Source organism: Mesorhizobium sp. B2-4-1 (genome assembly GCF_006442185.1).
Classification (GTDB): domain Bacteria; phylum Pseudomonadota; class Alphaproteobacteria; order Rhizobiales; family Rhizobiaceae; genus Mesorhizobium.
Genome location: NZ_VFVN01000003.1, coordinates 504,486 through 525,555 on the forward strand (window position 1 = coordinate 504,486; position 21,070 = coordinate 525,555).

At 63.3% G+C, this 21,070-nt stretch carries 17 protein-coding genes; 13 read left to right on the top strand and 4 right to left on the bottom strand.

Annotation, left to right across the window (positions count from 1 at the left end; genetic code table 11):
- The first annotated feature begins 9 nt into the window (after positions 1–9).
- The 4 genes from FJ949_RS10995 (at position 10) to FJ949_RS11010 (ending at position 7,249) form a co-directional block, all read left to right on the top strand.
- Positions 10–2,793 (top strand): valine--tRNA ligase, encoded by a 2,784-nt coding sequence (locus tag FJ949_RS10995; protein ID WP_140495752.1) that lies wholly within the window; start codon positions 10–12, stop codon positions 2,791–2,793.
- Between the two features lie 359 nt (positions 2,794–3,152).
- Positions 3,153–4,382, top strand: a complete 1,230-nt coding sequence (locus tag FJ949_RS11000; RefSeq protein WP_140495753.1) for an OmpP1/FadL family transporter — start codon at positions 3,153–3,155, stop codon at positions 4,380–4,382.
- Between the two features lie 307 nt (positions 4,383–4,689).
- Entirely contained in the window at positions 4,690–6,414 is a 1,725-nt protein-coding gene (ilvD, locus tag FJ949_RS11005) for a dihydroxy-acid dehydratase (RefSeq protein WP_140495754.1), read from the top strand.
- Complete coding sequence (locus FJ949_RS11010; protein ID WP_140495755.1) at positions 6,401–7,249, top strand: tetratricopeptide repeat protein; 849 nt, start codon at positions 6,401–6,403, stop codon at positions 7,247–7,249. The genes ilvD and FJ949_RS11010 overlap by 14 nt, the downstream gene beginning before the upstream one ends.
- Positions 7,250–7,285: 36 nt before the next feature.
- Here the strand turns inward: FJ949_RS11010 and FJ949_RS11015 are convergent, their stop codons facing one another.
- The 4 genes from FJ949_RS11015 to erpA all read right to left on the bottom strand — a co-directional run bounded on the left by FJ949_RS11015 (position 7,286) and on the right by erpA (position 9,217).
- Positions 7,286–7,603, bottom strand: coding sequence for a hypothetical protein (locus FJ949_RS11015; RefSeq protein WP_140495756.1), 318 nt, complete (start codon positions 7,601–7,603; stop codon positions 7,286–7,288).
- A 64-nt stretch (positions 7,604–7,667) separates the two neighbouring features.
- Positions 7,668–8,462 carry an exodeoxyribonuclease III gene (gene xth, locus FJ949_RS11020; protein ID WP_140495757.1) on the bottom strand — a complete coding sequence of 265 codons (795 nt, stop codon included), beginning with the start codon at positions 8,460–8,462 and terminating at the stop codon, positions 7,668–7,670.
- A 7-nt stretch (positions 8,463–8,469) separates the two neighbouring features.
- Positions 8,470–8,862, bottom strand: a complete 393-nt coding sequence (locus FJ949_RS11025; protein ID WP_140495758.1) for a VOC family protein — start codon at positions 8,860–8,862, stop codon at positions 8,470–8,472.
- A 7-nt stretch (positions 8,863–8,869) separates the two neighbouring features.
- A complete protein-coding gene (gene erpA / locus FJ949_RS11030; RefSeq protein ID WP_140495759.1) occupies positions 8,870–9,217 on the bottom strand; it encodes an iron-sulfur cluster insertion protein ErpA in 348 nt (115 codons plus the stop codon).
- Positions 9,218–9,343: 126 nt separating this feature from the next.
- Here erpA and FJ949_RS11035 point away from each other — a divergent pair, with 126 nt between their 5' ends.
- The 9 genes from FJ949_RS11035 (at position 9,344) to tatC (ending at position 20,696) form a co-directional block, all read left to right on the top strand.
- Positions 9,344–10,558: a deoxyguanosinetriphosphate triphosphohydrolase gene (locus FJ949_RS11035; protein WP_140495760.1), complete on the top strand. Its 1,215-nt coding sequence runs from the start codon at positions 9,344–9,346 to the stop codon at positions 10,556–10,558.
- Between the two features lie 62 nt (positions 10,559–10,620).
- Positions 10,621–12,378, top strand: coding sequence for an arginine--tRNA ligase (argS, locus tag FJ949_RS11040; protein ID WP_140495761.1), 1,758 nt, complete (start codon positions 10,621–10,623; stop codon positions 12,376–12,378).
- Between the two features lie 103 nt (positions 12,379–12,481).
- Entirely contained in the window at positions 12,482–15,829 is a 3,348-nt protein-coding gene (locus FJ949_RS11045) for an SPOR domain-containing protein (protein ID WP_140495762.1), read from the top strand.
- A 125-nt stretch (positions 15,830–15,954) separates the two neighbouring features.
- Positions 15,955–16,974, top strand: a complete 1,020-nt coding sequence (gene nagZ, locus FJ949_RS11050) for a beta-N-acetylhexosaminidase (RefSeq protein ID WP_140495763.1) — start codon at positions 15,955–15,957, stop codon at positions 16,972–16,974.
- A 60-nt stretch (positions 16,975–17,034) separates the two neighbouring features.
- The gene (locus FJ949_RS11055; protein ID WP_140495879.1) at positions 17,035–17,838 is read left to right on the top strand and encodes a ScpA family protein; all 804 of its coding nucleotides are present in this window, start codon (positions 17,035–17,037) and stop codon (positions 17,836–17,838) included.
- Entirely contained in the window at positions 17,835–18,614 is a 780-nt protein-coding gene (gene scpB, locus FJ949_RS11060) for an SMC-Scp complex subunit ScpB (protein WP_140495764.1), read from the top strand. The genes FJ949_RS11055 and scpB overlap by 4 nt, the downstream gene beginning before the upstream one ends.
- Before the next feature lie 179 nt (positions 18,615–18,793).
- Positions 18,794–19,015: a twin-arginine translocase TatA/TatE family subunit gene (locus FJ949_RS11065; protein WP_015317533.1), complete on the top strand. Its 222-nt coding sequence runs from the start codon at positions 18,794–18,796 to the stop codon at positions 19,013–19,015.
- Between the two features lie 86 nt (positions 19,016–19,101).
- On the top strand, positions 19,102–19,836 hold the full coding sequence (gene tatB, locus FJ949_RS11070; RefSeq protein ID WP_140495765.1) for a Sec-independent protein translocase protein TatB: 735 nt from the start codon (positions 19,102–19,104) through the stop codon (positions 19,834–19,836).
- On the top strand, positions 19,833–20,696 hold the full coding sequence (tatC, locus tag FJ949_RS11075; protein ID WP_140495766.1) for a twin-arginine translocase subunit TatC: 864 nt from the start codon (positions 19,833–19,835) through the stop codon (positions 20,694–20,696). The genes tatB and tatC overlap by 4 nt, the downstream gene beginning before the upstream one ends.
- Positions 20,697–21,070: the final 374 nt, after the last annotated feature.

Here is a 21,070-nt window from a genome sequence, read left to right on the forward strand (position 1 = left end):
CATTTTCCCATGCTTGAAAAGACCTACGACGCCAAAACCGTCGAACCGAAGATTGCCAAGGTGTGGGAAGAGGCCGACGCGTTTCGCGCCGGCGCCGGCGCCGAGGAGGGGGCCGAGGCCTTCACCATCGTCATCCCGCCGCCCAACGTCACCGGCTCGCTGCATATGGGCCACGCGCTCAACAACACGTTGCAGGATATTCTTGTTCGCTTCGAGCGCATGCGCGGCAAGAACGTGCTGTGGCAGCCGGGCATGGACCATGCCGGCATCGCCACGCAGATGGTGGTCGAGCGGCAGTTGATGGAAAAGCAGATCCATCGCCGCGACCTCACCCGTGAACAGTTCATCGAGAAAGTGTGGGAGTGGAAAGCCGAATCCGGGGGCGCGATCCTCAACCAGCTGAAGCGGCTCGGCGCCTCGGCCGACTGGTCGCGCGAACGCTTCACCATGGACGAAGGCCTGTCCAAGGCCGTGCTCGAAGTGTTCGTCACGCTCTACAAGGAAGGCCTGATCTACAAGGACAAGCGCCTTGTGAACTGGGATCCCAAGCTGCTCACCGCGATCTCCGATCTCGAGGTCGAGCAGCAGGAGGTCAACGGCAATCTCTGGCACTTCCGCTATCCCGTCGAAGGCGTGGCCTTCGATCCGGAAAACCCGAAGACCTTCATCATCGTGGCGACGACGCGCCCCGAGACGATGCTGGGCGATACGGCCGTCGCCGTGCATCCGGACGACGAGCGCTTCCGGCACCTGGTCGGCAAGAATGTCGTCCTGCCGATCGTCGGCCGCAAGATTCCCGTGGTGGCGGATGAGTATTCCGACCCCGAGAAGGGCTCTGGCGCGGTCAAGATAACGCCGGCGCATGACTTCAACGACTTCGAGGTCGGCAAGCGCCACAAGCTGCCGGCGATCAATATCCTCACCGTCGAGGCGGCGGTAAACCTCAGGGACAACGAGGATTTCCTCGCCGGGCTCGAGGTGACGCCGGAGCGCCAAGCCGTCTGGGATGAACTCAACGGCCTTGACCGCTTTGTCGCGCGCAAGAGGATCGTCGAATTGATGGAAGAAGGCGGCTTCCTCGACAAGGTCGAGCCGCATCGCCACGCCGTGCCGCATGGTGATCGCGGCGGCGTGCCGATCGAGCCGTTCCTGACCGAGCAGTGGTATGCAAACGCCGCCGAACTGGCCAAGCCGGCGATCGCCTCGGTGCGCGAGGGGCGTACCAAGATCATACCCGCGAATTGGGAAAAGACGTACTTCCAGTGGATGGAGAACATTGAACCCTGGTGCATCTCGCGCCAGCTTTGGTGGGGCCACCAGATTCCGGCATGGTATGGGCCGGACGGGCGCGTCTTCGTCGAGAAGACGGAGGAAGAGGCGCTGAGTGCCGCGATCGAATATTATCTGGCGCTCGAAGGACCCTGGAAGGCCTGGGTCGAGGACAAGCTCGAGAATTTCCAGCCGGGCGAAATCCTGACCCGTGACGAGGACGTGCTCGATACCTGGTTTTCCTCGGCGCTGTGGCCGTTCTCGACGCTGGGCTGGCCGGATGAGACGCCGGAGCTGAAAACCTACTACCAGACCGACGTGCTGGTGACCGGCTTCGACCTGATCTTCTTCTGGGTCGCGCGCATGATGATGATGGGCCTGCACTTCATGGACGAGGAGCCGTTCCACACCGTCTACATGCACGCGCTGGTGCGCGACAAGAACGGGCAGAAGATGTCGAAGTCGAAAGGCAATGTCGTCGACCCGCTCGACCTCATCGACGAATATGGCGCCGACGCGCTGCGCTTCACGCTGACGGTGATGGCGGCGCAGGGGCGTGACGTGAAGCTCGACCCGGCGCGCATTGCCGGCTACCGCAATTTCGGCACCAAGCTTTGGAACGCGACGCGCTTCGCCGAGATGAACGAAGTCGCGCGCAACGACGATTTCTGGCTGAACGACGCCAAGCTGGCGGTCAACCGCTGGATCCTGACCGAGCTGACGCGCGCCGCGCGAGAGGTCACGGACGGCATCACCTCATATCGCTTCAACGAGGCGGCGGGGGCGGCCTACCGCTTCGTCTGGAACCTGTTCTGCGACTGGTATCTGGAGCTGCTGAAGCCGGTGTTCATGGGCACGGACGAGGCGGCCAAGGCCGAAAGCCGCGCCTGCGTCGCCTTCGTGCTCGACGAAATCTACAAGCTCCTGCATCCGATGATGCCGTTCATGACCGAGGAACTTTGGGCGCAGACCGCGGGCGAGGGCAAGGAGCGCGCTTCGCTGCTTTGCCATGCCGCGTGGCCGTCGCCGGATTTCGAGGACGCTGAAGCGGCCGCCGACATCAACTGGCTGGTTGATCTCGTCTCCGGCATTCGTTCCGTGCGTTCGGAAATGAACGTGCCGCCGGCAGCCATCGCGCCGCTGATGGTGATCGGAGCCAACACGCTTACCCGCGAACGGCTGGAGCGCCACGCCGCCGCGATCAAGCGGCTGGCGCGCGTCGGCGACATCTCGCAGGTTGACGCCGCACCCAAGGGCTCGGCGCAGATCGTGCTCAACGAGGCAACGGTCTGCCTGCCGCTCGGCAGCCTGATCGATCTCGCCGCCGAGGCCGCGCGCTTGCAGAAAGAACTGGCCAAGGTGACCGAGGAGATCGCACGCCTGCACAAGAAGCTGTCGAACGAAAGATTCGTCGCCAGCGCGCCGGCCGAGATCGTGGAAGCCGAGCGTGAAAAGCTGGCCGAATACCGCGAGGCGCAGGGCAAGCTTTCGGTGGCGCTGGCCAGGGTTCGCGAAGCGGGTTGAGGGCAGATTCGGGAGACTTTAGGGCCCTCTAAAATGGGGTGGCTTTTTGCCTCGAAACTGGCATTCCGTAGCGTTAATGTTGACGTAAACGGAAGTTTTCGCCCCATTGTTGCCATAATGTAACAATGGGGCATTCGACTGCTCAAAACTGATTATTTTTGGCCTTTTTGGCCGATTTTCTCCCGTTTTTCTGAGTGAGACACGCCCGGCGAACCGTTTTTCTGCCTCGCTGCGCTGGTCTGCATTTTGTCCGGAATGCGTCCGGTGGACATGTACATGTACGCCCCAAGAATTCGTTGTTGCACCGTTAACCCGAATTGGTTCTAGCTGGATGCACTGACTATTCGGGGAGGACATCCATGAACAATCTGCGTTTGAAAGCACTGCTGGGGGCAGGGTGCTTTTCGCTGGCTTTGCTGGGGACGGCAATGAGCTCGGCACATGCCGGCGGCCTGGAACGTGGCGGCTACGATATCGACCTGCTGTTTGATCCGGCGCCGTTCGCGACGGACGCGGAAGCGACCTATGTGATGCCGGACCGTAAGTACGAGAATGCGCGTGGTCCCGGCGGAGCCAATCTCGGCCTTGGTACCTCGGCCGACGGAGCCGAGGGCTATTGGGTACCGCGCATAGGAATGAAGGCCCAGGTTGTGCAGGGCGTCGACTGCATGGTCGATTATTCGCAGCCTTGGGGCGCGCATACCGCACCAGGTATGTGGAACGGAGCGCTTTCTAACGTCGAGACCGATATCAAGAGCAACAATTACGCCGGCACCTGTTCCTACAAGTTTGATGCTGGCAAGGGCCAGCTCCGCTTTATCGGCGGGTTGTTCTATCAGGACATTTCAGGCTTCAAGGAAAGCTTGGTCGGTTTTACTCCCCTCGGACAACCGCTGCTTGGTCGTGTCGATCTGGAGGCTAACGGTTGGGGCTGGCGCGCCGGCGTTGCCTACGAAATCCCTGATATCGCGCTCCGCGCCAGCTTGGTCTACAATTCGAAAGTCAAGCTAGACAACATTTCGGGCACACTCACCTTACCAGCTATTCTTGGAGGTTCTCGGCCGATCTATGGCGCAGAGGAGTCGATGCCGGATTCGCTGGAACTGAAACTGCAGTCCGGTATTGCGCCTGACTGGCTGGCCTTCGGCTCAATCAAGTGGGTCAACTGGAGCGTGCTGCAGAGCGTTCCGATCTGTCCAACAATTGCGCCTGGGGCGGCTTGCTTCACGAACGGCCCGGGTCAGGTGACGTCGCTCGACCTGATGTATCGTGACGGTTGGACCGTTTCAGGTGGTATCGGCCACAAGTTCAATGATCAATGGAGTGCCGCCGGTCAATTGACCTGGGATCGTGGCACCTCGCATGGCTATGGTGCGCAGACCGATACGTGGACCCTGGGCGGCGGCGTCGCCTATACGCCGCAGCCCAACATCGAAGTGCGGCTCGCTGGAGCGGTCGGCGTTTTGACCAGCGGCCACTCGGGGACATTGGCTGGTGAGAACGGCTATGTTGCAGGCGAGGATGCCAGCTATGATTTCGGGAATGATCTGATCACGGCGATCTCTGGTGGTGTGAAGATCAAGTTCTAAGTCTCTGTAAAATCAAATGAAAGGCCGGGCAATGCCCGGCCTTTTTCGTTCCGGGGCTGTGGCCGAGCCTGTCGGCCCCAGGGCTGCGTTGCAGATAAACCGCACCAGCTCCGCCTCGTGTCGTTGTGATGTTTTGGCAACACTTTCTGAACAACCCCTGCGCTAGAAGTCAGGCCGACGAAATTGCCCATTTCCCGCCATAAACCCGGCGCACCTCGATCTTGTCTCGGGACACGCGCCAAAAGGCTCGGCGATGGGAGCAGGCCGCACCGCCCTCTTGCGAGGAAGATGTGGGGCAAGGAAGAGTATGGACGCCAAAGTCATCTCCAAGGCTAAGCTCCCCAGCCGCTATGTGACCGTCGGTCCGGCGCGTGCGCCGCATCGCTCCTATCTCTATGCCATGGGCCTGTCGGCGGCCGAGATCGCACAGCCGCTGGTCGGCGTCGCCTCCTGCTGGAACGAAGCGGCGCCCTGCAACATTTCGCTGATGCGCCAGGCGCAAGTGGTCAAGAAGGGCGTCGCGGCCGCCAACGGCACGCCGCGCGAATTCTGCACCATCACCGTCACCGACGGCATCGCCATGGGCCACCAGGGCATGAAGTCGTCGCTGGTGTCGCGCGAGGTCATCGCCGATTCGGTGGAGCTCACCATGCGCGGGCATTGCTACGACGCGCTGGTCGGGCTCGCCGGCTGCGACAAGTCGCTGCCCGGCATGATGATGGCCATGGTGCGGCTCAACGTGCCGTCGATCTTCATCTATGGCGGCTCGATCCTGCCCGGCAGCTACCGCGGCCGCCAGATCACCGTGCAGGATGTGTTCGAAGCGGTCGGCCAGCACTCGGTCGGCACGATCGGCGATGCCGAACTGCTTGAAATCGAGCAGGCCGCCTGTCCCTCGGCCGGCTCCTGCGGCGCCCAGTTCACCGCCAACACGATGGCGACCGTGGCCGAGGCGATCGGTCTGGCACTGCCCTATTCCTGCGGCGCGCCGGCGCCTTATGAAATGCGCGATCGTTTCAACTTCGCCTCCGGCGAGAAGATCATGGAACTGATCGCCAGGAACATCCGGCCGCGCGACATCGTCACGTTGAAAGCACTGGAGAACGCGGCGACGGTGGTTTCGGCCACCGGCGGCTCGACCAATGCGGCGCTGCATTTGCCGGCCATAGCGCATGAGGCCGGCATCAAGTTCGACCTGTTCGATGTCGCCCGGATTTTCGAGAAGACGCCATACATCGCCGACCTCAAGCCCGGCGGCAAATATGTCGCCAAGGACATGTTCGAGGCCGGCGGCATTCCGCTGTTGATGAAGACGCTGCTCGACCACGGCTACCTGCATGGCGATTGCCTGACGGTCACTGGCCGCACTTTGGCCGAAAATATGGAGCATATTGCCTGGAATGAACACCAGGATGTGGTCCGCCCGGCCGACAGACCTATTACCCAAACCGGCGGTGTCGTGGGCTTGAAGGGAAACCTTGCCCCGGAAGGCGCGATCGTGAAGGTCGCGGGCATGACGGAGTTGAAGTTCTCCGGCCCGGCGCGCTGCTTCGATTCGGAAGAGGAATGTTTCGAAGCGGTGACGCATCGCAACTACCGGGAAGGCGAAGTTCTCGTCATCCGCTACGAAGGGCCGCGCGGCGGACCTGGCATGCGCGAGATGCTGTCGACGACGGCGGCACTCTACGGCCAGGGCATGGGTGGCAAGGTGGCGCTGATCACAGACGGCCGTTTCTCGGGCGCGACGCGCGGCTTCTGCATCGGCCATGTCGGGCCCGAGGCCGCCGTTGGTGGTCCGATTGGCCTCATCCGGGACGGCGATGTGATCTCCATCGATGCCGTGAACGGCACGATCGATGTGGCGTTGTCCGATAGGGAACTGGCTGCGAGGGCAAAGAGTTGGAAGGCGCGCACAACCGACTATCAGTCCGGCGCGATATGGAAATACGCACAGACGGTAGGTTCCGCCCGCGACGGCGCGGTCACCCATCCGGGCGGTGCGAAAGAAACACACTGCTATGCGGACATCTGAGTTGTTGAAGTCAACACCAGAGTTGTTGAGGTCGTCTGTCCTTCCGGCACTGGTCGCGTTAGCGATCTTTGGCGCCGTCGGCCAGGCCATGGCCTTCGACGACAAGGTGTTCGACGACAAGACCGGCGTGAAGCCGCAGTCGAGCCCCTGGGCGGTGTTCCAGTTCGGCTTCTCCGCCTACAAGAACGGCCACAAGGAACAGGCCGCGGAGGCTTATAAATACGCCGCCGAGAACGGCCAGATCGGCGCTACCTGGAAGCTTGCCCGCATGTATGCCGAGGGTGATGGCGTGGCGCGCGACGATTACGAGGCGTTTAAGTTCTTTTCGGAGATCGTCGATCAGGACGTCGAGCCCGGCTCACCGGAAGAAAGCTACGTTTCCGACGCGCTGGTGGCGCTGGGCGACTATTTGCGCAAGGGCATTCCCGGCAGCCCGGTGACCGAGAACGAAGTGGCGGCCCAGGAATATTACATGCGCGCCGCCGCCAACTACCGCAACCCGAATGCCCAGTTCGAGATGGGGCAGATGTTCCTGAAGGGCGAGGGCGGCGTGAAGGCCAGCGTCAAGCAGGCCGGGCGCTGGTTCCAGCTCGCCGCCGAAAAAGGCCATGCCGGCGCGCAGGCGACGCTTGGCCATCTGTTGTTCCAGAGCGGCAAGATCGTGCGCGGCCTGGCGATGATGACGGCAGCACTCGAACGTGCGGCGCCCGCCGACCAGCCCTGGATCCGCGGCATGCAGGAGGAGGCCTTTGCCGCCGCCGGCGAAGCCGACCGCCGCACAGCGATCTCGCTCGCTGACGACATCCTGACCAAGGGCAACAGCGCCGATCAGTAAGGATGATCTCCCCACGAGGAGATCGCTAATCAGACATTAATTCTCGGTCGGCTCCGCCGGCACCATGCTGGGAGCCGGCGCCGAGATCGGCGTCATCCGCCGGTGCGGCGCCAGCCTGTCTTGCGGGCAGCTGTCCCCGACTTTCGTCCATGAGGTGTTGTTGAGCACCATCTCGCAGCGGGCGAGGTAGTTCTTGTCGGCGATCGTCAGACAGGCGACCTGGCCGACCGGGTAGGATTTTCCATTGGCAAGACATTCCTCGGCGGCGAAAGCCGCCGCAGGGACGGCGACAGCGAATGCCAGGCCGATCGGACAAAGGACAAGTCGTATGGTCATGGGAACCCCAGCCGCCATGATGATCTCCCATCATGCGCCTGATTGTGGCGATACGAGGTCCAGCGCGGGCCCGGGGTCTCCCTCAGGCCGGCAGCAAATCGAGATCGATGGCCACCGGCACGTGGTCGGACGGTTTTTCCCAGGCGCGCACATGCTTTTCGATCGAGGCCGATGAAAACCGGTTGGCGGCCTCGGGCGACAGCAGCAGGTGGTCGATGCGGATGCCGTTGTTCTTCTGCCAGGCGCCGGCCTGGTAGTCCCAGAAGGTGAAGGTGTCGCCCGCATCGGTGACCGAACGCACCGCTTCGGTGAAGCCGAGATTTTTCAACCTGCGGAACGCCTGCCGCGTCTGCGGCTGGAAGAGCGCATCATTCAGCCAGTTCTCCGGGAACTTCGCGTCGACAGGTTCGGGAATGACGTTGTAGTCACCGGCCAGCACCAGGGCTTCCTCCAGCCTCAGCCGCTCCTCGGCCCAGCGCTCCAGCCGTGCCATCCAGGACAGCTTGTAGGAGAATTTCCTCTCGTCATCGATCGGATTGCCGTTCGGCAGATAGAGCGAGGCGACGCGCAATGCGCCCTTGTCGGTCGAGAACACGCCTTCGATGAAGCGCGCATGCTCGTCGGCGTCGTCGCCGGGCAGACCTCTGATGACCTCGTCGAAGCGCAATTTCGACAGCAGGGCGACGCCGTTGAAACCCTTCTGGCCGTGGGTTTCCACATTGTAGCCAAGCGCCTCGATCTCGGCGCGCGGGAACTGCTCGTCGACCGTCTTGATCTCCTGCAGGCAGACGATGTCGGGGGCGCTTTCGGTCAGCCAATGGGTGAGATTGCCGATGCGGGCGCGAATGCCGTTGATGTTCCAGGTGACGATCTTCATGGCGGCCTCAATGTTCTTCCGGGGCAAGACGTTCGACCAGGCCGATCGTATTGCCTGCGGGATCCTTTAGAAAGGCCATCCACTCGCTTTCCCCCGCCGGACCGAACTGGCCCTCGGTGTCGCGATGAACAAGCGTTGGAGGCGCGGTGAAGGGAACGCCCGCAGCTTTCGCGCCGGCGTGGAAATCCTCGAGACCTGATATGTCGAGATAGACGGTTCCGGCCGGAATGCCGTCGGTGAACAGCAGCCGCACGCTGCCGGCCATGATGAAGGCGATGCCCGGCGGATCGTAACGCACATGCACGCTCATCCCGAGCACGTCGCACCAGAAGGCCAGAGTCGCGTCGAGGTCTCGCCCGGCCGAGAGCGCGACCTGACGAACCGCGCCAATGGCAGGCATGTTGTTCCTAAATGGAGAAGCTTGTGCCGCAGCCGCAGGAGGCGACCGCATTCGGGTTGCGGATCTGGAACGACTGGCCCATCAGGTCGTCGACGAAATCAATCACCGACCCGCCCATATAGACCAGCGACAGATCATCGATCAGAACCGTGGCGCCGTCCTTCTCGATGGCGACATCGTCGTCGTTGCGCGCGTCGACCAGATCGAACTTGTAGGAAAAGCCGGAGCAGCCGCCGCCTTCGACGGAAACGCGCAACGCCGTCTTGCCGGCCTCGTCCGACACAATCTTGGCGATCCGCCTTGCGGCGGCATCGGTCATCTCGACTTTCATGGCGGTCTTGGCATCCGCGCCCATGGGCGTCACCTTGCTTTCGGTTTCACATGATAGGTATGAAGCGCGAAGGGCCAAGTCAACCGGCCAAGTCAACCGGCCATAGTCTGGCGGCCAAAGTCAGGCGGCCAAAGTCAGGCGGCATCGACCATGACCAACGAGTTGGGCGACATCGGATTTGGCTATAGGCCCCGCGCGGCCTATGCCAGCGATCCGGCGCGCTCGCGCGGGCGCCTGTTCGAAGAGGTCGAAAGCCCGACCCGTACGCCGTTCCAGCGCGACCGCGACCGCATCATCCATTCCACCGCGTTCCGCCGGCTGAAACACAAGACGCAGGTCTTCATCGCCCATGAAGGCGATCATTATCGCACCCGGCTGACCCATTCGATCGAGGTGGCGCAGATCGCACGCGCTCTGGCGCGGGCGCTGCGCGGCGACGAGGATCTGGCTGAAGCGGTGGCGCTGGTGCATGATTTCGGCCACACGCCCTTCGGCCACACCGGCGAGGACGCCCTCAACGAGAAGATGGCTGATTGGGGCGGCTTCGACCACAACGCGCAATCGCTGCGCATCGTGACAAGGCTGGAAGCGCGCTATGCCGAGTTTGACGGACTGAACCTGACCTGGGAAACGTTGGAAGGCCTGGTCAAGCACAATGGTCCGCTGACCGATGCCAACGGCAAGGGCCTGAAGGGTCCGGTGCCGCAGGCGATCCGCGACTATTCGGAACTGCACGACCTCGAACTCGACCGGTTCGCCGGCATCGAGGCGCAGTGTGCTGCGATCGCCGACGATATCGCCTACAACACGCACGACATCGACGACGGCCTGAGGGCGGGGCTGCTGACGCTGGACATGCTGAAGGCCGTCTCGCTGCCGGGGACCATCCTGGAGGGGGTGCGCGCGCGCTATCCCAATCTCGACGAGGTGCGCACCGGCCACGAGCTGATGCGGCGCCAGATCACCGCCATGGTCGAGGACGTGATCAGGTCGACCACCGCCAACCTGGAACGCACCGGGCCGCGGAGCGCCGATGCGGTGAGGGCGGCGGGCGAGACGATGGTGACCTTTTCCGCCGAAATGGCCGTCGCCGAGAAAGAGCTGAAGGCCTTTCTCTACAAGCACCTCTACCGGCACAAGGAAGTCATGCGGGTGCGCGCCGATGCGGAGCGGATCGTCAGGGACCTGTTCGACGTCTATTTCGCCGACCCGCGCGCTATGCCGGACGGCTGGCGCGAGGGGCTCGACCGGGCCGAGGATCGCATCAAGGCGCGCAGCGTGGCCGACTTCCTGGCGGGGATGACCGACACCTACGCGCTGAAGGAACACCGGCGTTTGTTTGACGATACGCCGGATTTGAGCTAGGGCGGGCTCGATTTTGCCGGCCAACAAGCCGGATTCCCTGCAAAGCCGCCAGAGTCATACCCATGAACATCTTCGCCGACTTCACCGCGCGAATCATAAAAGCCGTCGAGACGCTTGATCTGAAAGACAATGACGGCGTTTCGCCCGACCTGTCGCGCATCGCCGTCGAGCCGCCGCGCGATGCCAGCCATGGCGACCTCGCGACCAATGCGGCGATGGTGCTGGCCAAGCCCACCGGCCAGAGCCCGCGGGCGCTGGCTGAGCGCCTGGCGCTCGCGCTGCGGGACGACAAGGATATCGCGGCCGCCGAGGTTGCTGGCCCGGGCTTCGTCAATTTGCGGCTCAAGGACGGTTTCTGGCAGGCACATCTCACGACGCTTCTGGGCGAGGGCCGCAATTACGGCCGCTCCAGCATCGGCGGCGGCAGGAAGGCCAATGTCGAATATGTATCGGCCAACCCGACGGGGCCAATGCATGTCGGCCATTGCCGTGGCGCCGTCGTTGGCGATGCGCTTGCCAATCTGATGGCCTTTGCCGGTTACGACGTGACCAAGGAATATGTCATCAACGACGCCGGCTCGCAGATCGACGTTCTCGGCCGCTCGGTGATGCTGCGTTATCGCGAGGCGCTTGGCGACGAGGTCGGCGAGATTCCGGCCGGGCTCTATCCAGGCGACTATCTGGTCCCGGTCGGGCAGGCGCTGGCCAAGGAGTTCGGCCGGTCCTTGCTGCAGATGCCGGACGAAGAGGCGCTCGCCATCGTCAAGGACCGCACCATCGACGCGATGATGGCGATGATCCGCGAGGATCTGGCGCTGCTCAACGTGCATCATGACGTGTTCTTCTCCGAGCGCACGCTGCACGCCGACAATGCCAGGAAGATCCGCTCGGCGATCAACGACCTGACGCTGAAGGGCCATATCTACAAAGGCAAGCTGCCGCCGCCCAAGGGCGAGAGGCCGGACGACTGGGAAGATCGCGAACAGACCCTGTTCCGTTCGACGGCGGTCGGCGACGACATGGACCGGGCGCTGGTCAAGTCGGATGGTTCGTTCACCTATTTCGCCGCCGACGTCGCCTATCTCAAGGACAAGGTCGATCGCGGCTTCGTCGAGCTGATCTACGTGCTCGGCGCCGACCATGGCGGCTACGTCAAGCGGCTGGAAGCGCTGGCGCGGGCGATCGCCGGCGACGAGGTGAAGCTCACGGTTCTTCTGTGCAACCTGGTGAAGCTGTTTCGCGATGGCGAGCCGGTGCGCATGTCCAAGCGGTCCGGCGATTTCGTGACGCTGCGCGAAGTGGTGGAGGAAGTCGGCCGCGACCCCATCCGCTTTATGATGCTCTATCGCAAGAACGATGCGCCGCTCGATTTCGACTTCGCCAAGGTGACCGAACAGTCCAAGGACAATCCGGTGTTCTATGTGCAGTACGCTTCGGCGCGCTGCCATTCGGTGTTCCGGCAGGCGAGCGAACAGTTGGGCGAAGCGAATTTCGATCGCAACAGCCTGGCGGCTGCCGTGGCGTTGCTGACCGACGAAGGCGAGATCGGCCTGATCCGGAAACTCGCTGAATATCCACGGTTGATCGAGTCGGCGGCACTTGCGCTCGAGCCGCATCGGCTGGCATTCTACCTCTACGATCTGGCCTCAAGCTTCCACGGGCACTGGAACCGCGGCACCGATAATCCGGACTTACGTTTTGTTAAGGTTAACGACCGACAATTGACGCATGCCAGACTAGGGCTGGTGCAGGCTGTTTCGGATGTCTTGACGTCCGGCCTGACGCTGATCGGCGCCGCGGCGCCCACCGAAATGCGTTAGGTTTGACTAAAAAACCTGTCACCTTTTGCCCACATTGCGCTGGTAAGGGCCAACCCTGCGCGACGTCCATGGCGTCCGAATGAGTGCGAGTTCGGGAACAATAATGGCAGACAGAACCCAGCTGAGAATAGCCGACAACAACGACATCGCCAACGATGATCCGTTCGCGGAACTGACCAGGATCATGGGGTTCGACCCGCGCCAGCCGGTCAAGCCACAGGCGCCCGCCCAACCGAAAGCCGCCGCTGATCAGCAGGCGCAGGAGGGCGATTTCGACATCGATCTCGAAAAGGAATTGATGGGCGACTTCGACTTTGCCGAAGGCAACGCCGCGACGGTCGCCGATGTTGATGAGCCGGCGTTCGACGCCGCCGCTACCGACGGCATGGATGACGAACTCGCCATGGCGTTCGACGACATGCAGCTCGACGATGAGCATGGTGCCGACGACGCTGTTGCCGAGGCCGCGCCAACCGTCGATGCCGCTTTCGATACGGATTTCGACGATGCGGTAGCCAGCTCTCTCGATGGCGTTTCGCCGCTCGATGACGATCTGCCCATGGCGGACGAGCTTGCGGCATCGCTCGATCAGGACTTCCGGCTTGATGACGCGACCGATGCGGCCGAGCCCGCCTTGGCCGCCGAAGTGGCGGAGCCTGTCGCGGAGCCTACCGTCGACCATGAATTCGACGATGGCTTTGCCCTTTCGCTCGAAGACGAACTGATGCTCGATGGTCACGTGGCGGAGCAGCAGCCTGAAGCGGCCGCGGCTCCGGTCGAGCCTCCCGTCGAGGCGGCGCTGAACGCGAACCATGCGGTTTCCGAAGAGGATTTTGGCGATCGCTTTGATGACGCCACGGCTTTCGACGACGGGCTGGCGGATATCGATTTCGATCTGGCTGCCGATCATTCGGTCGCGACCGATGCGCCCGTGGCTGCGGAGACGGATGCGCTTGACGCGCATGACGTGACCGCCGAGACGGCAGATGCGCACGAAATGGAGGACGTGTTCGCCGAGGCGACGGATGCGGAAGGCGAGGCGGCAGACCTGGCCGCCGATGAGCCGCTGGACGATGCTTTCGAGCAGGATTTCAACGACGCGCTTGCCGAAGCGACGGACGAGCCGGCCGCTGAGCCTGTGGCTGCCCCCGTTCATCCGGCCGCCCCGGCTATGGCCGAACCGGTGCATGCCGCCGCCGTCGAGCGTAGCCTTGAAGACGAGTTGAACGCGCTGTTGGGCGCCATGAGCGCGCGCCCGGCGCCGGTGGCCAAGGAGGAGGTCGCGGTTCAGCAGCCTGTCGCCGCGACCGCGAAACCCGACGAAGAACCGACGGCCGGTGACCTCGACTGGAACCTGGACGAACCTGCGGCGACGCAGCAGCATCAGGCGGTCTCGACCGCTGACGTCGATCTTGACGATCTCATGCTCGATGAGCTTCAGGACCAGGACCTCGGCGCGCATGCCACTGTCTCTGAAGACGATGATTTCGAAGCGGAACTCGCCGCAAGCATCGACCTGGCCGAAGGAATCGACCGGGATGAAGATCTCGCCGCGGATTCCGCCGCGCCGGAAACTTTCCGCGACGATCCCCTCGATTGGCTGACGACGCAGTCCACTCCGCCCGAGCCGGCCCGCTCGTGGAGCCGGGTTACGCCGGTCCCGCAGCCGCAACAGGCGAGTTTTACCGCCCAGCCGATGGCTTCGGCGGCCCCCATGGCGGCGCCGGCTGCCGCGATCCCGACCTATCGTGCGGCTGAGCCTGCCGCTTATGCGGCGCCGGCCGCCGCGCAGCGCGAGCAGTCCGCGTTCGATGACGAGATGCCTGACGTCGAGACCGTCGATGTGCCGGAGCGCGTCGTGGCGCTTCAGGATGATCTCGACATTCCGGAATTGCACTTCGAAGAGGACGAGCCGGCCGCGCCCGGCTACGACGATCTCGACGCCGAATTCTCCAATCTGCTGACCGAGATGAATACAGTGGATGTCGCTGCGGCTCCCGCAAACGCCAGCGCGCCCTATGCCGACGACTCCTACAATCCCGGCTTCAAGTCGGGATACGATGCCTTTGAACAGGGCTATGAGGCTCTCAAGCCGGGCTATGAGGGGCTCAAGCCGGGCTATCAGCCCGAGGCGCGCACCTACGCGGCACGGCCAGCGGAAATGTCTGCCCGCGCGACAGCGCCGGCGGGTTATGCCGACGCCACCAATGGCTTCGACGTCGACGACTTGCCCGGCAGCCAGCCGGTTTCACAGGCCGACGATTTTGCCGTCGACGAGCTCGACTACGATCCCGAGCTGGACGAGGCGATGTCGGTTCCTGGTCTCGCCGAACGCGAGGCCGGCGGGTCGCCGCGCAGGCGCGGCCTGCTCATCGCCGCCATTGTCGGTGCAGTCGTTGTCACCGGAGGCCTCGGCGCCTTCGCGCTGTCTCCGGGCGGCCAGGGCGGCAGTGACGCCCCGGTCCTGGTCAAGGCGGACAATGCACCGATCAAGGTCAAGCCGGAAAACCCGGGCGGCGCCGTGGTGCCGAACCAGGACAACAAGGTCTATGACGCGGTCGCCAAGGGCGCCAAGCCCGCCGAGCCGGTCCAGCAGAAGCTCGTCACCAATGTCGAGGAACCGGTCGATGTGGCGGCGAAAGATCCGGCTCGCGCCGTCGATCTCTCGCCCGACCAGACCGCAGCCGACGCGACCGACGGCGACGGCGGCGATGCTCCAACCGCCGTTGCGGCGCCAGCCGATAACGCCGCGCCCGCAGCCAAGTCCGAGGACCGCATCGCGCAGGTCCTCCAGGATGCCGACAAGGGAACGAATCCCGACGTCGTCGCCGTGGCGCCGCGCAAGGTTAGGACCATGGTGGTCAAATCGGACGGGTCGCTGGTGCCGCGTGAGGATCCGGCGCCCGCCGCACCGAAAGTGGCTGCCGTGGAGCCGGTCGATCCGGCGCCGCAACATGTCGCGCCGTCGGCTCAGGCTGATGCTGACCAGACCGGCACGGTGGCGCCGGACGCCGCGCAGGCGGCCGATGAGCCAGCCCTGAAACCGGTGACCGAGCCCAAGGCGGAAGCCAAGGCCCAGTCGGCCAACACGCCGGCCAAGGTCCCGGTCGCGCCGCAGCGCCCGTCCGACCAGCCGGTCGACGTGGTCGGCGAGGTCAAGCCCGATCAGGTTGCCTCCATCAGTCCCGCGGCGCCCTCGACCGGCGGCGGTTCGTGGTCGATGCAGATCGCCTCGCAGCCGACGGTCGAAAGCGCGCAGTCGACCTATCAGGATCTGCAGCGTCGCTATGGTGGCGTGCTTTCCGGCCGCACCGCCAACATCGTCAAGGCGGAGATCGCCGGCAAGGGGACTTTCTACCGCGTCCGCGTGCCCGCGCAGTCGCGCAACGATGCCATCAATCTGTGCACCAGCTACAAGGCTGCCGGCGGCAACTGCTTCGTGTCGAGGTAGTCATTCACCTCCCGTGTCGGAGGAGAGCAGTTTGAAAACCGGCGCGGCCTCAACGCCGCGCCGTTTTCTTTTTGCACTTTTCGACGTGATTCCCTTTGGCCGCGGAAGATTCTAGACTCGTCGGCATGACCGAATCAAAATCCATGATCCTCGGCTGTGCCGGGAAGTCGCTCACCCGCGAAGAAATCAGTTTCTATCGCAATGAATGCCCGTGGGCCTTCATCCTGTTTGCCCGCAATATCAGCGAGACCGAGCAGATCCGCGATCTGGTCGCCGAGATGCGCGACTGCATCGGACGCCCGGACGCGCTGGTGTTCATCGACCAGGAGGGCGGCAGGGTGCAGCGGCTGCGGCCGCCTCTGGCGCCGAACTATCCAGCCGGCGGCGCGCTCGGTGCGCTGTGGCGCGACGACCATGACGCCGGAGCCCGCGCCGCCTGGCTGATGGCGCGGCTGCACGCTTTCGACCTTCTGCGCTACGGCATCACGGCGGATTGCCTGCCGGTGCTCGACGTGCCGATCGAAGGGGCGAGCGACGTCATCGGCGCGCGCGCCTATGGCAAGGAGCCGCGCCCGGTCATCGAGCTCGGCCGCGCCGCGGCGCAAGGCCTGATGTCTGGCGGCGTGCTGCCGGTCATGAAGCATATTCCCGGCCATGGCCGGGCTTTCGCGGACACGCATTTCGAACTGCCTGTCGTCGACGCTTCGATGAGCGAGCTGCAGCGGCACGATTTTGCGCCGTTCAGGGAACTCAACCACCTGCCGATGGCCATGACCGCGCATGTCGTCTACAGCGCGATCGATCCGAAAAACCCGGCAACCACCTCCGGCAAGGTCATCGACGAGATCATTCGCCGCGAGATCGGCTTCGATGGGCTGCTGATGAGCGACGACACCTCGATGAAGGCACTTTCTGGGGATTTCCCGACAAAGGCGGCCTCGATCCTTGCGGCCGGCTGCGATCTGGTCCTTCACTGCAACGGCGTTTTCGAGGAGATGGCGGGCATCGCATCGCGAACCAAAGGGCTTGAGGGCAAGTCGCTTGAGCGTGCAAACCGGGCAATGACCTATATAGAAAAACGCGACGCGGCTGAAGAAACCGAGATACGCGCCGAATTCGCCACCTATTTCGATGCGGTGGCCTGACAGAGGGAAGAACGGGACGTGGCGGAAGCATTGGAAAGCAAGGCCGGGAAGGCCGCACCGATGGACCGCCTGTGGGCCGAAAGCGATGATACCCGGCTGACCGGCGATCCGTCGCTGGTCGTCGACGTCGCAGGATTCGAAGGCCCGCTCGATCTTCTGCTGCATCTTGCCCGCAACCAGAAGGTCGATCTCGCGCGCATCTCCATCCTGGCGCTGGCCGAGCAGTATTTGGCCTTCGTCGAGACAGCGAGGGCGCTGAGACTTGAGCTCGCCGCGGACTATCTGGTGATGGCGGCGTGGCTCGCCTTCCTCAAATCGAAGCTTTTGATTCCGAAGCAGCCGGGCGAGGAAGGCGAAAGCGGCGAGGAACTGGCGGCGGTGCTGCAATTCCGGCTCAAGCGGCTGGAAGCCATGCGCGATGCATCGGCGCGGCTGGTCAACCGGAACCGGCTCGGCCGCGACGTGTTCGCGCGCGGCATGCCGGAAATGGTTATCATCGAGAAGCGCAATGCCTATTCGGCGTCGCTCTACGATCTGCTCACCGCCTATGCCCAGCAGCGGCAGAAGCAGGCAATCACCAATGTCACGATCGCCAGGCGCGGCGTCTGGTCGCTCAAGGACGCCCGCGACATCCTGACCAGGCTGATCGGAAGCTTGCGGGACTGGACGGCGCTCGACAGTTTTCTCGTCCAATATCTGTCCAGCCCTGAAGAGCGGCGCACCGCGATCGCCAGCTCGTTCGCGGCGACACTGGAACTGGTGCGTGAGGGCAAGATGGATGTGCGGCAGGACGAGGTGTTCGCGCCGATCTATCTGCGCGATCACCGCGCACCGGCAATCAAGGCAGTCGAGGTGGCATCATGAGCGAACGCGCCAACGCTTCGGTTGTCCCGTTCAAGGTGGACAACGAACCGGAGGAGGGCGAGGTCGACCAGGCTTCGGTTCAGAATCCGGCCCAGAATCCGGCGCAGAATCCCGCCGAGCGGCTGCATATGGCGGAAGCGGTGCGCATGGCCGAGGCGATCGTTTTCGCCAGTGCCGAGCCCGTCAGCGAAAAGCAGTTGGCCGCGCGCCTTCCCGATGGCATCAACATCGCGCTCGCGATGGCCGAGCTGCAGCAGATCTATGCGCGGCGCGGCGTCAACCTGGTGCGGGTCGGCGATGCCTGGGCGTTTCGCACCGCCGGCGATCTCGCCTTCCTGATGAGCCGCGACACCGTCCAGCAGCGCAAGCTGTCGCGCGCGGCGCTCGAAGTGCTGGCGATCATCGCCTATCACCAGCCGGTGACGCGCGCCGAGATCGAGGACATCAGAGGCGTCGAAACCTCGAAAGGCACGCTGGATACGCTCTTGGAGACGGAATGGGTGCGCATGCGCGGCAGGCGCAAAACGGCCGGCCGTCCCGTCACCTATGGCACCACCGAAACCTTCCTCGACCATTTCGCGCTCGAGGAAATCCGCGATCTCCCCGGCATGGAGGAGTTGAAGGGCGCCGGCCTGCTTTCGGGCCGCATGCCGTCGAATTTCTCCATTCCGCAGCCGCCGGCCGATCCGGATGCGCTGACCGAGGACGAGGATCCGCTGACCGATATCGATCTCGAGGAACTCGGCCTGCTGACGCCGCGCGTCACGGAAGATTGACCACAAGCCCCTGTTCCTGGAGGCTTTCCCGGGCTAGATGCGCCGATTGGTAGCGGACCGCATCGCCGAAAATGCGTGACATCCGACACCCTTTCATAAACTCTGTCGCGGTTGTGTTTGAATCCCAACGCGAAAACGCATAGATCATCGCCAGGGAAACCATTCGAGAGAGAGTTGCTATGGGTTCATTTTCGATTTGGCACTGGATGATCGTGCTGGTCATCGTGCTTCTGGTGTTCGGCCGCGGCAAGATACCCGAGCTGATGGGCGACATGGCCAAGGGCATCAAGAGCTTCAAGAAGGGCATGGCCGACGACGACGTTGCCGACGACAAGCGTACCGTCGAACATCGCGCCGACGAAACCGTTTCGGCAGCGAAGGAAAAGGCCAGCAAGAGCTGAGCCAAGGGTTGTTGCTTTTGTGCGTGTCGTTGTCCCAGAACCGCTTCGCACTTTTGGGCGGCATGCATTAGTCGGAACGGATAGCCATGTTTGAAGTCGGCTGGACCGAAATGCTGGTGATCGCGATCGTTATGATCGTGGTCGTCGGGCCGAAGGATTTGCCCAACATGCTGCGCACCTTCGGCCGCACGACGGCGAAGCTGCGTGCCATGGCGGCCGATTTCCAGAAGCAGTTCAACGAGGCGCTGAAGGAAGCGGAGCTCGACGACGTCAAGAAATCGGTCGACGAGCTAAGGGGGCTCAGCCCGGTTGCCGAGATCAGGAAACAGCTCAATCCGTTCGAGCAGGCGGCCGCCGATGTACGTTCCGGCGTCGACGCGGCGATGAAGCCGAAGCCGGCCGTCGATACGGCAGCGCCCGCCGGCTCGGTGCCGCAGGCGGCCGAACCGTTGAAGAACGGCGCGACCACCATGCCGGGGCCCACTGAACCCGATACCGCGCCGGCCGCGCCGATCTTCCCAGTCATGACCGATGAATCGGTGGTGGCGTCCTCAGCGCCGACAGAGCTGGCGCCAAAGACACCTGCGGCAGGGAAAGCGGCCAAGCCCGCCAAGGCTTCGGCGAACGGCGCGAAAGCTTCCACGCCTGCGAAAGCGGCGACCGCCAAACCCGCGCCAGCACCCAAAGCGCCGGCGAAGCCCGTGGCGGCGTCAAAGGCTGCCAAACCGGCAGCAGCCAAGGCGGCGACGACCAAGGCCGAGGCGAAACCGGCTCCAGCGAAGAAGCCAGTGGCCAAAAAGACGGCGGGAGCCGCCAAGTGAGCGTTTCGGACAAGGAAAAGGACGAGATCGAGAAATCCTCGGCGCCGCTGATGGAGCATCTCATCGAGTTGCGCCGCCGACTGATCTGGTCGCTCGGCGGCTTCTTCGCCGCGTTCCTGGTCTGCTTCTTCTTCGCCAAGAAGCTGTTCAACCTACTTGTCGTGCCATTCAAATGGGCGACGCAATGGGCGGGGCTCGACCCGCACAAGGTCGAGCTGATCTATACCGCGCCGCAGGAATTCTTCTTCACGCAGGTCAAGCTCGCCATGTTCGGCGGCATGGTGATCGCCTTTCCGCTGATCGCCACGCAGATCTACAAGTTCATCGCGCCCGGCCTCTACAAGAACGAACGCAACGCCTTCCTGCCGTTCCTGATCGCGTCGCCAATCCTGTTCCTGATGGGCGCCTCGCTGGTCTATTTCTTCTTCACGCCGATGGTGATGTGGTTTTTCCTCGCCATGCAGCAGTCGGGCACCAACGACCAGGTGCAGATTTCGCTGCTGCCGAAGGTGTCGGAATATCTCAGCCTGATCATGACGCTGATCTTCTCCTTCGGCCTGGTATTCCAACTGCCGGTGGTGACCAGCCTGATGACGCGCGTCGGCATGCTGTCATCCAAGGCGCTGGCCGAGAAGCGCAAATGGGCGATCGTCATCGCCTTCGTCGTCGCGGCGGTGCTGACGCCGCCCGACCCGATGAGCCAGATCGGCCTCGCCATCCCGACCATCCTGCTCTACGAGGTCGCCATCTGGTCGGCGCGGATGATTGAACGCAGCCAGGAGCGCGAGCGCCTGGCGCGGGAGAAGCAGCAATCCGAGGAAGAGGTGGCGGAAAAGCCGGCAGACGCATCCTCCACATAGGGCAGGCGCGTCGCCCCTGCGGGCTGCCGGCCTCGGAATCGGTGCGCGGCCCGGTGCCGATAGGAATTTTTTCTTGACTTGGTGCCCGCCGCTATGGTACATATTCGGTTATGGTGCTGATTTGCGCCAACGACCCGCCGCCGAGGCGGGTTTTTTATTTCTGGACTGTCGCGCTATCCCTCACCACTCGAAAGCGGGCTCGCGGCCCCTGCCGTCCGCAAGCCCGATCTTGCATCGATCAGAGATGCGGTTTACCCCCTCTGGCCTGAAACGCATCGCGAAACCGACGATGCGTTTCAGGCTATATTCTTGGAGCATATCGTAGCGCAAACCGCCGCGCGCTTTGGCGGCAAGCTACCGCAGGAGCTTTCAGA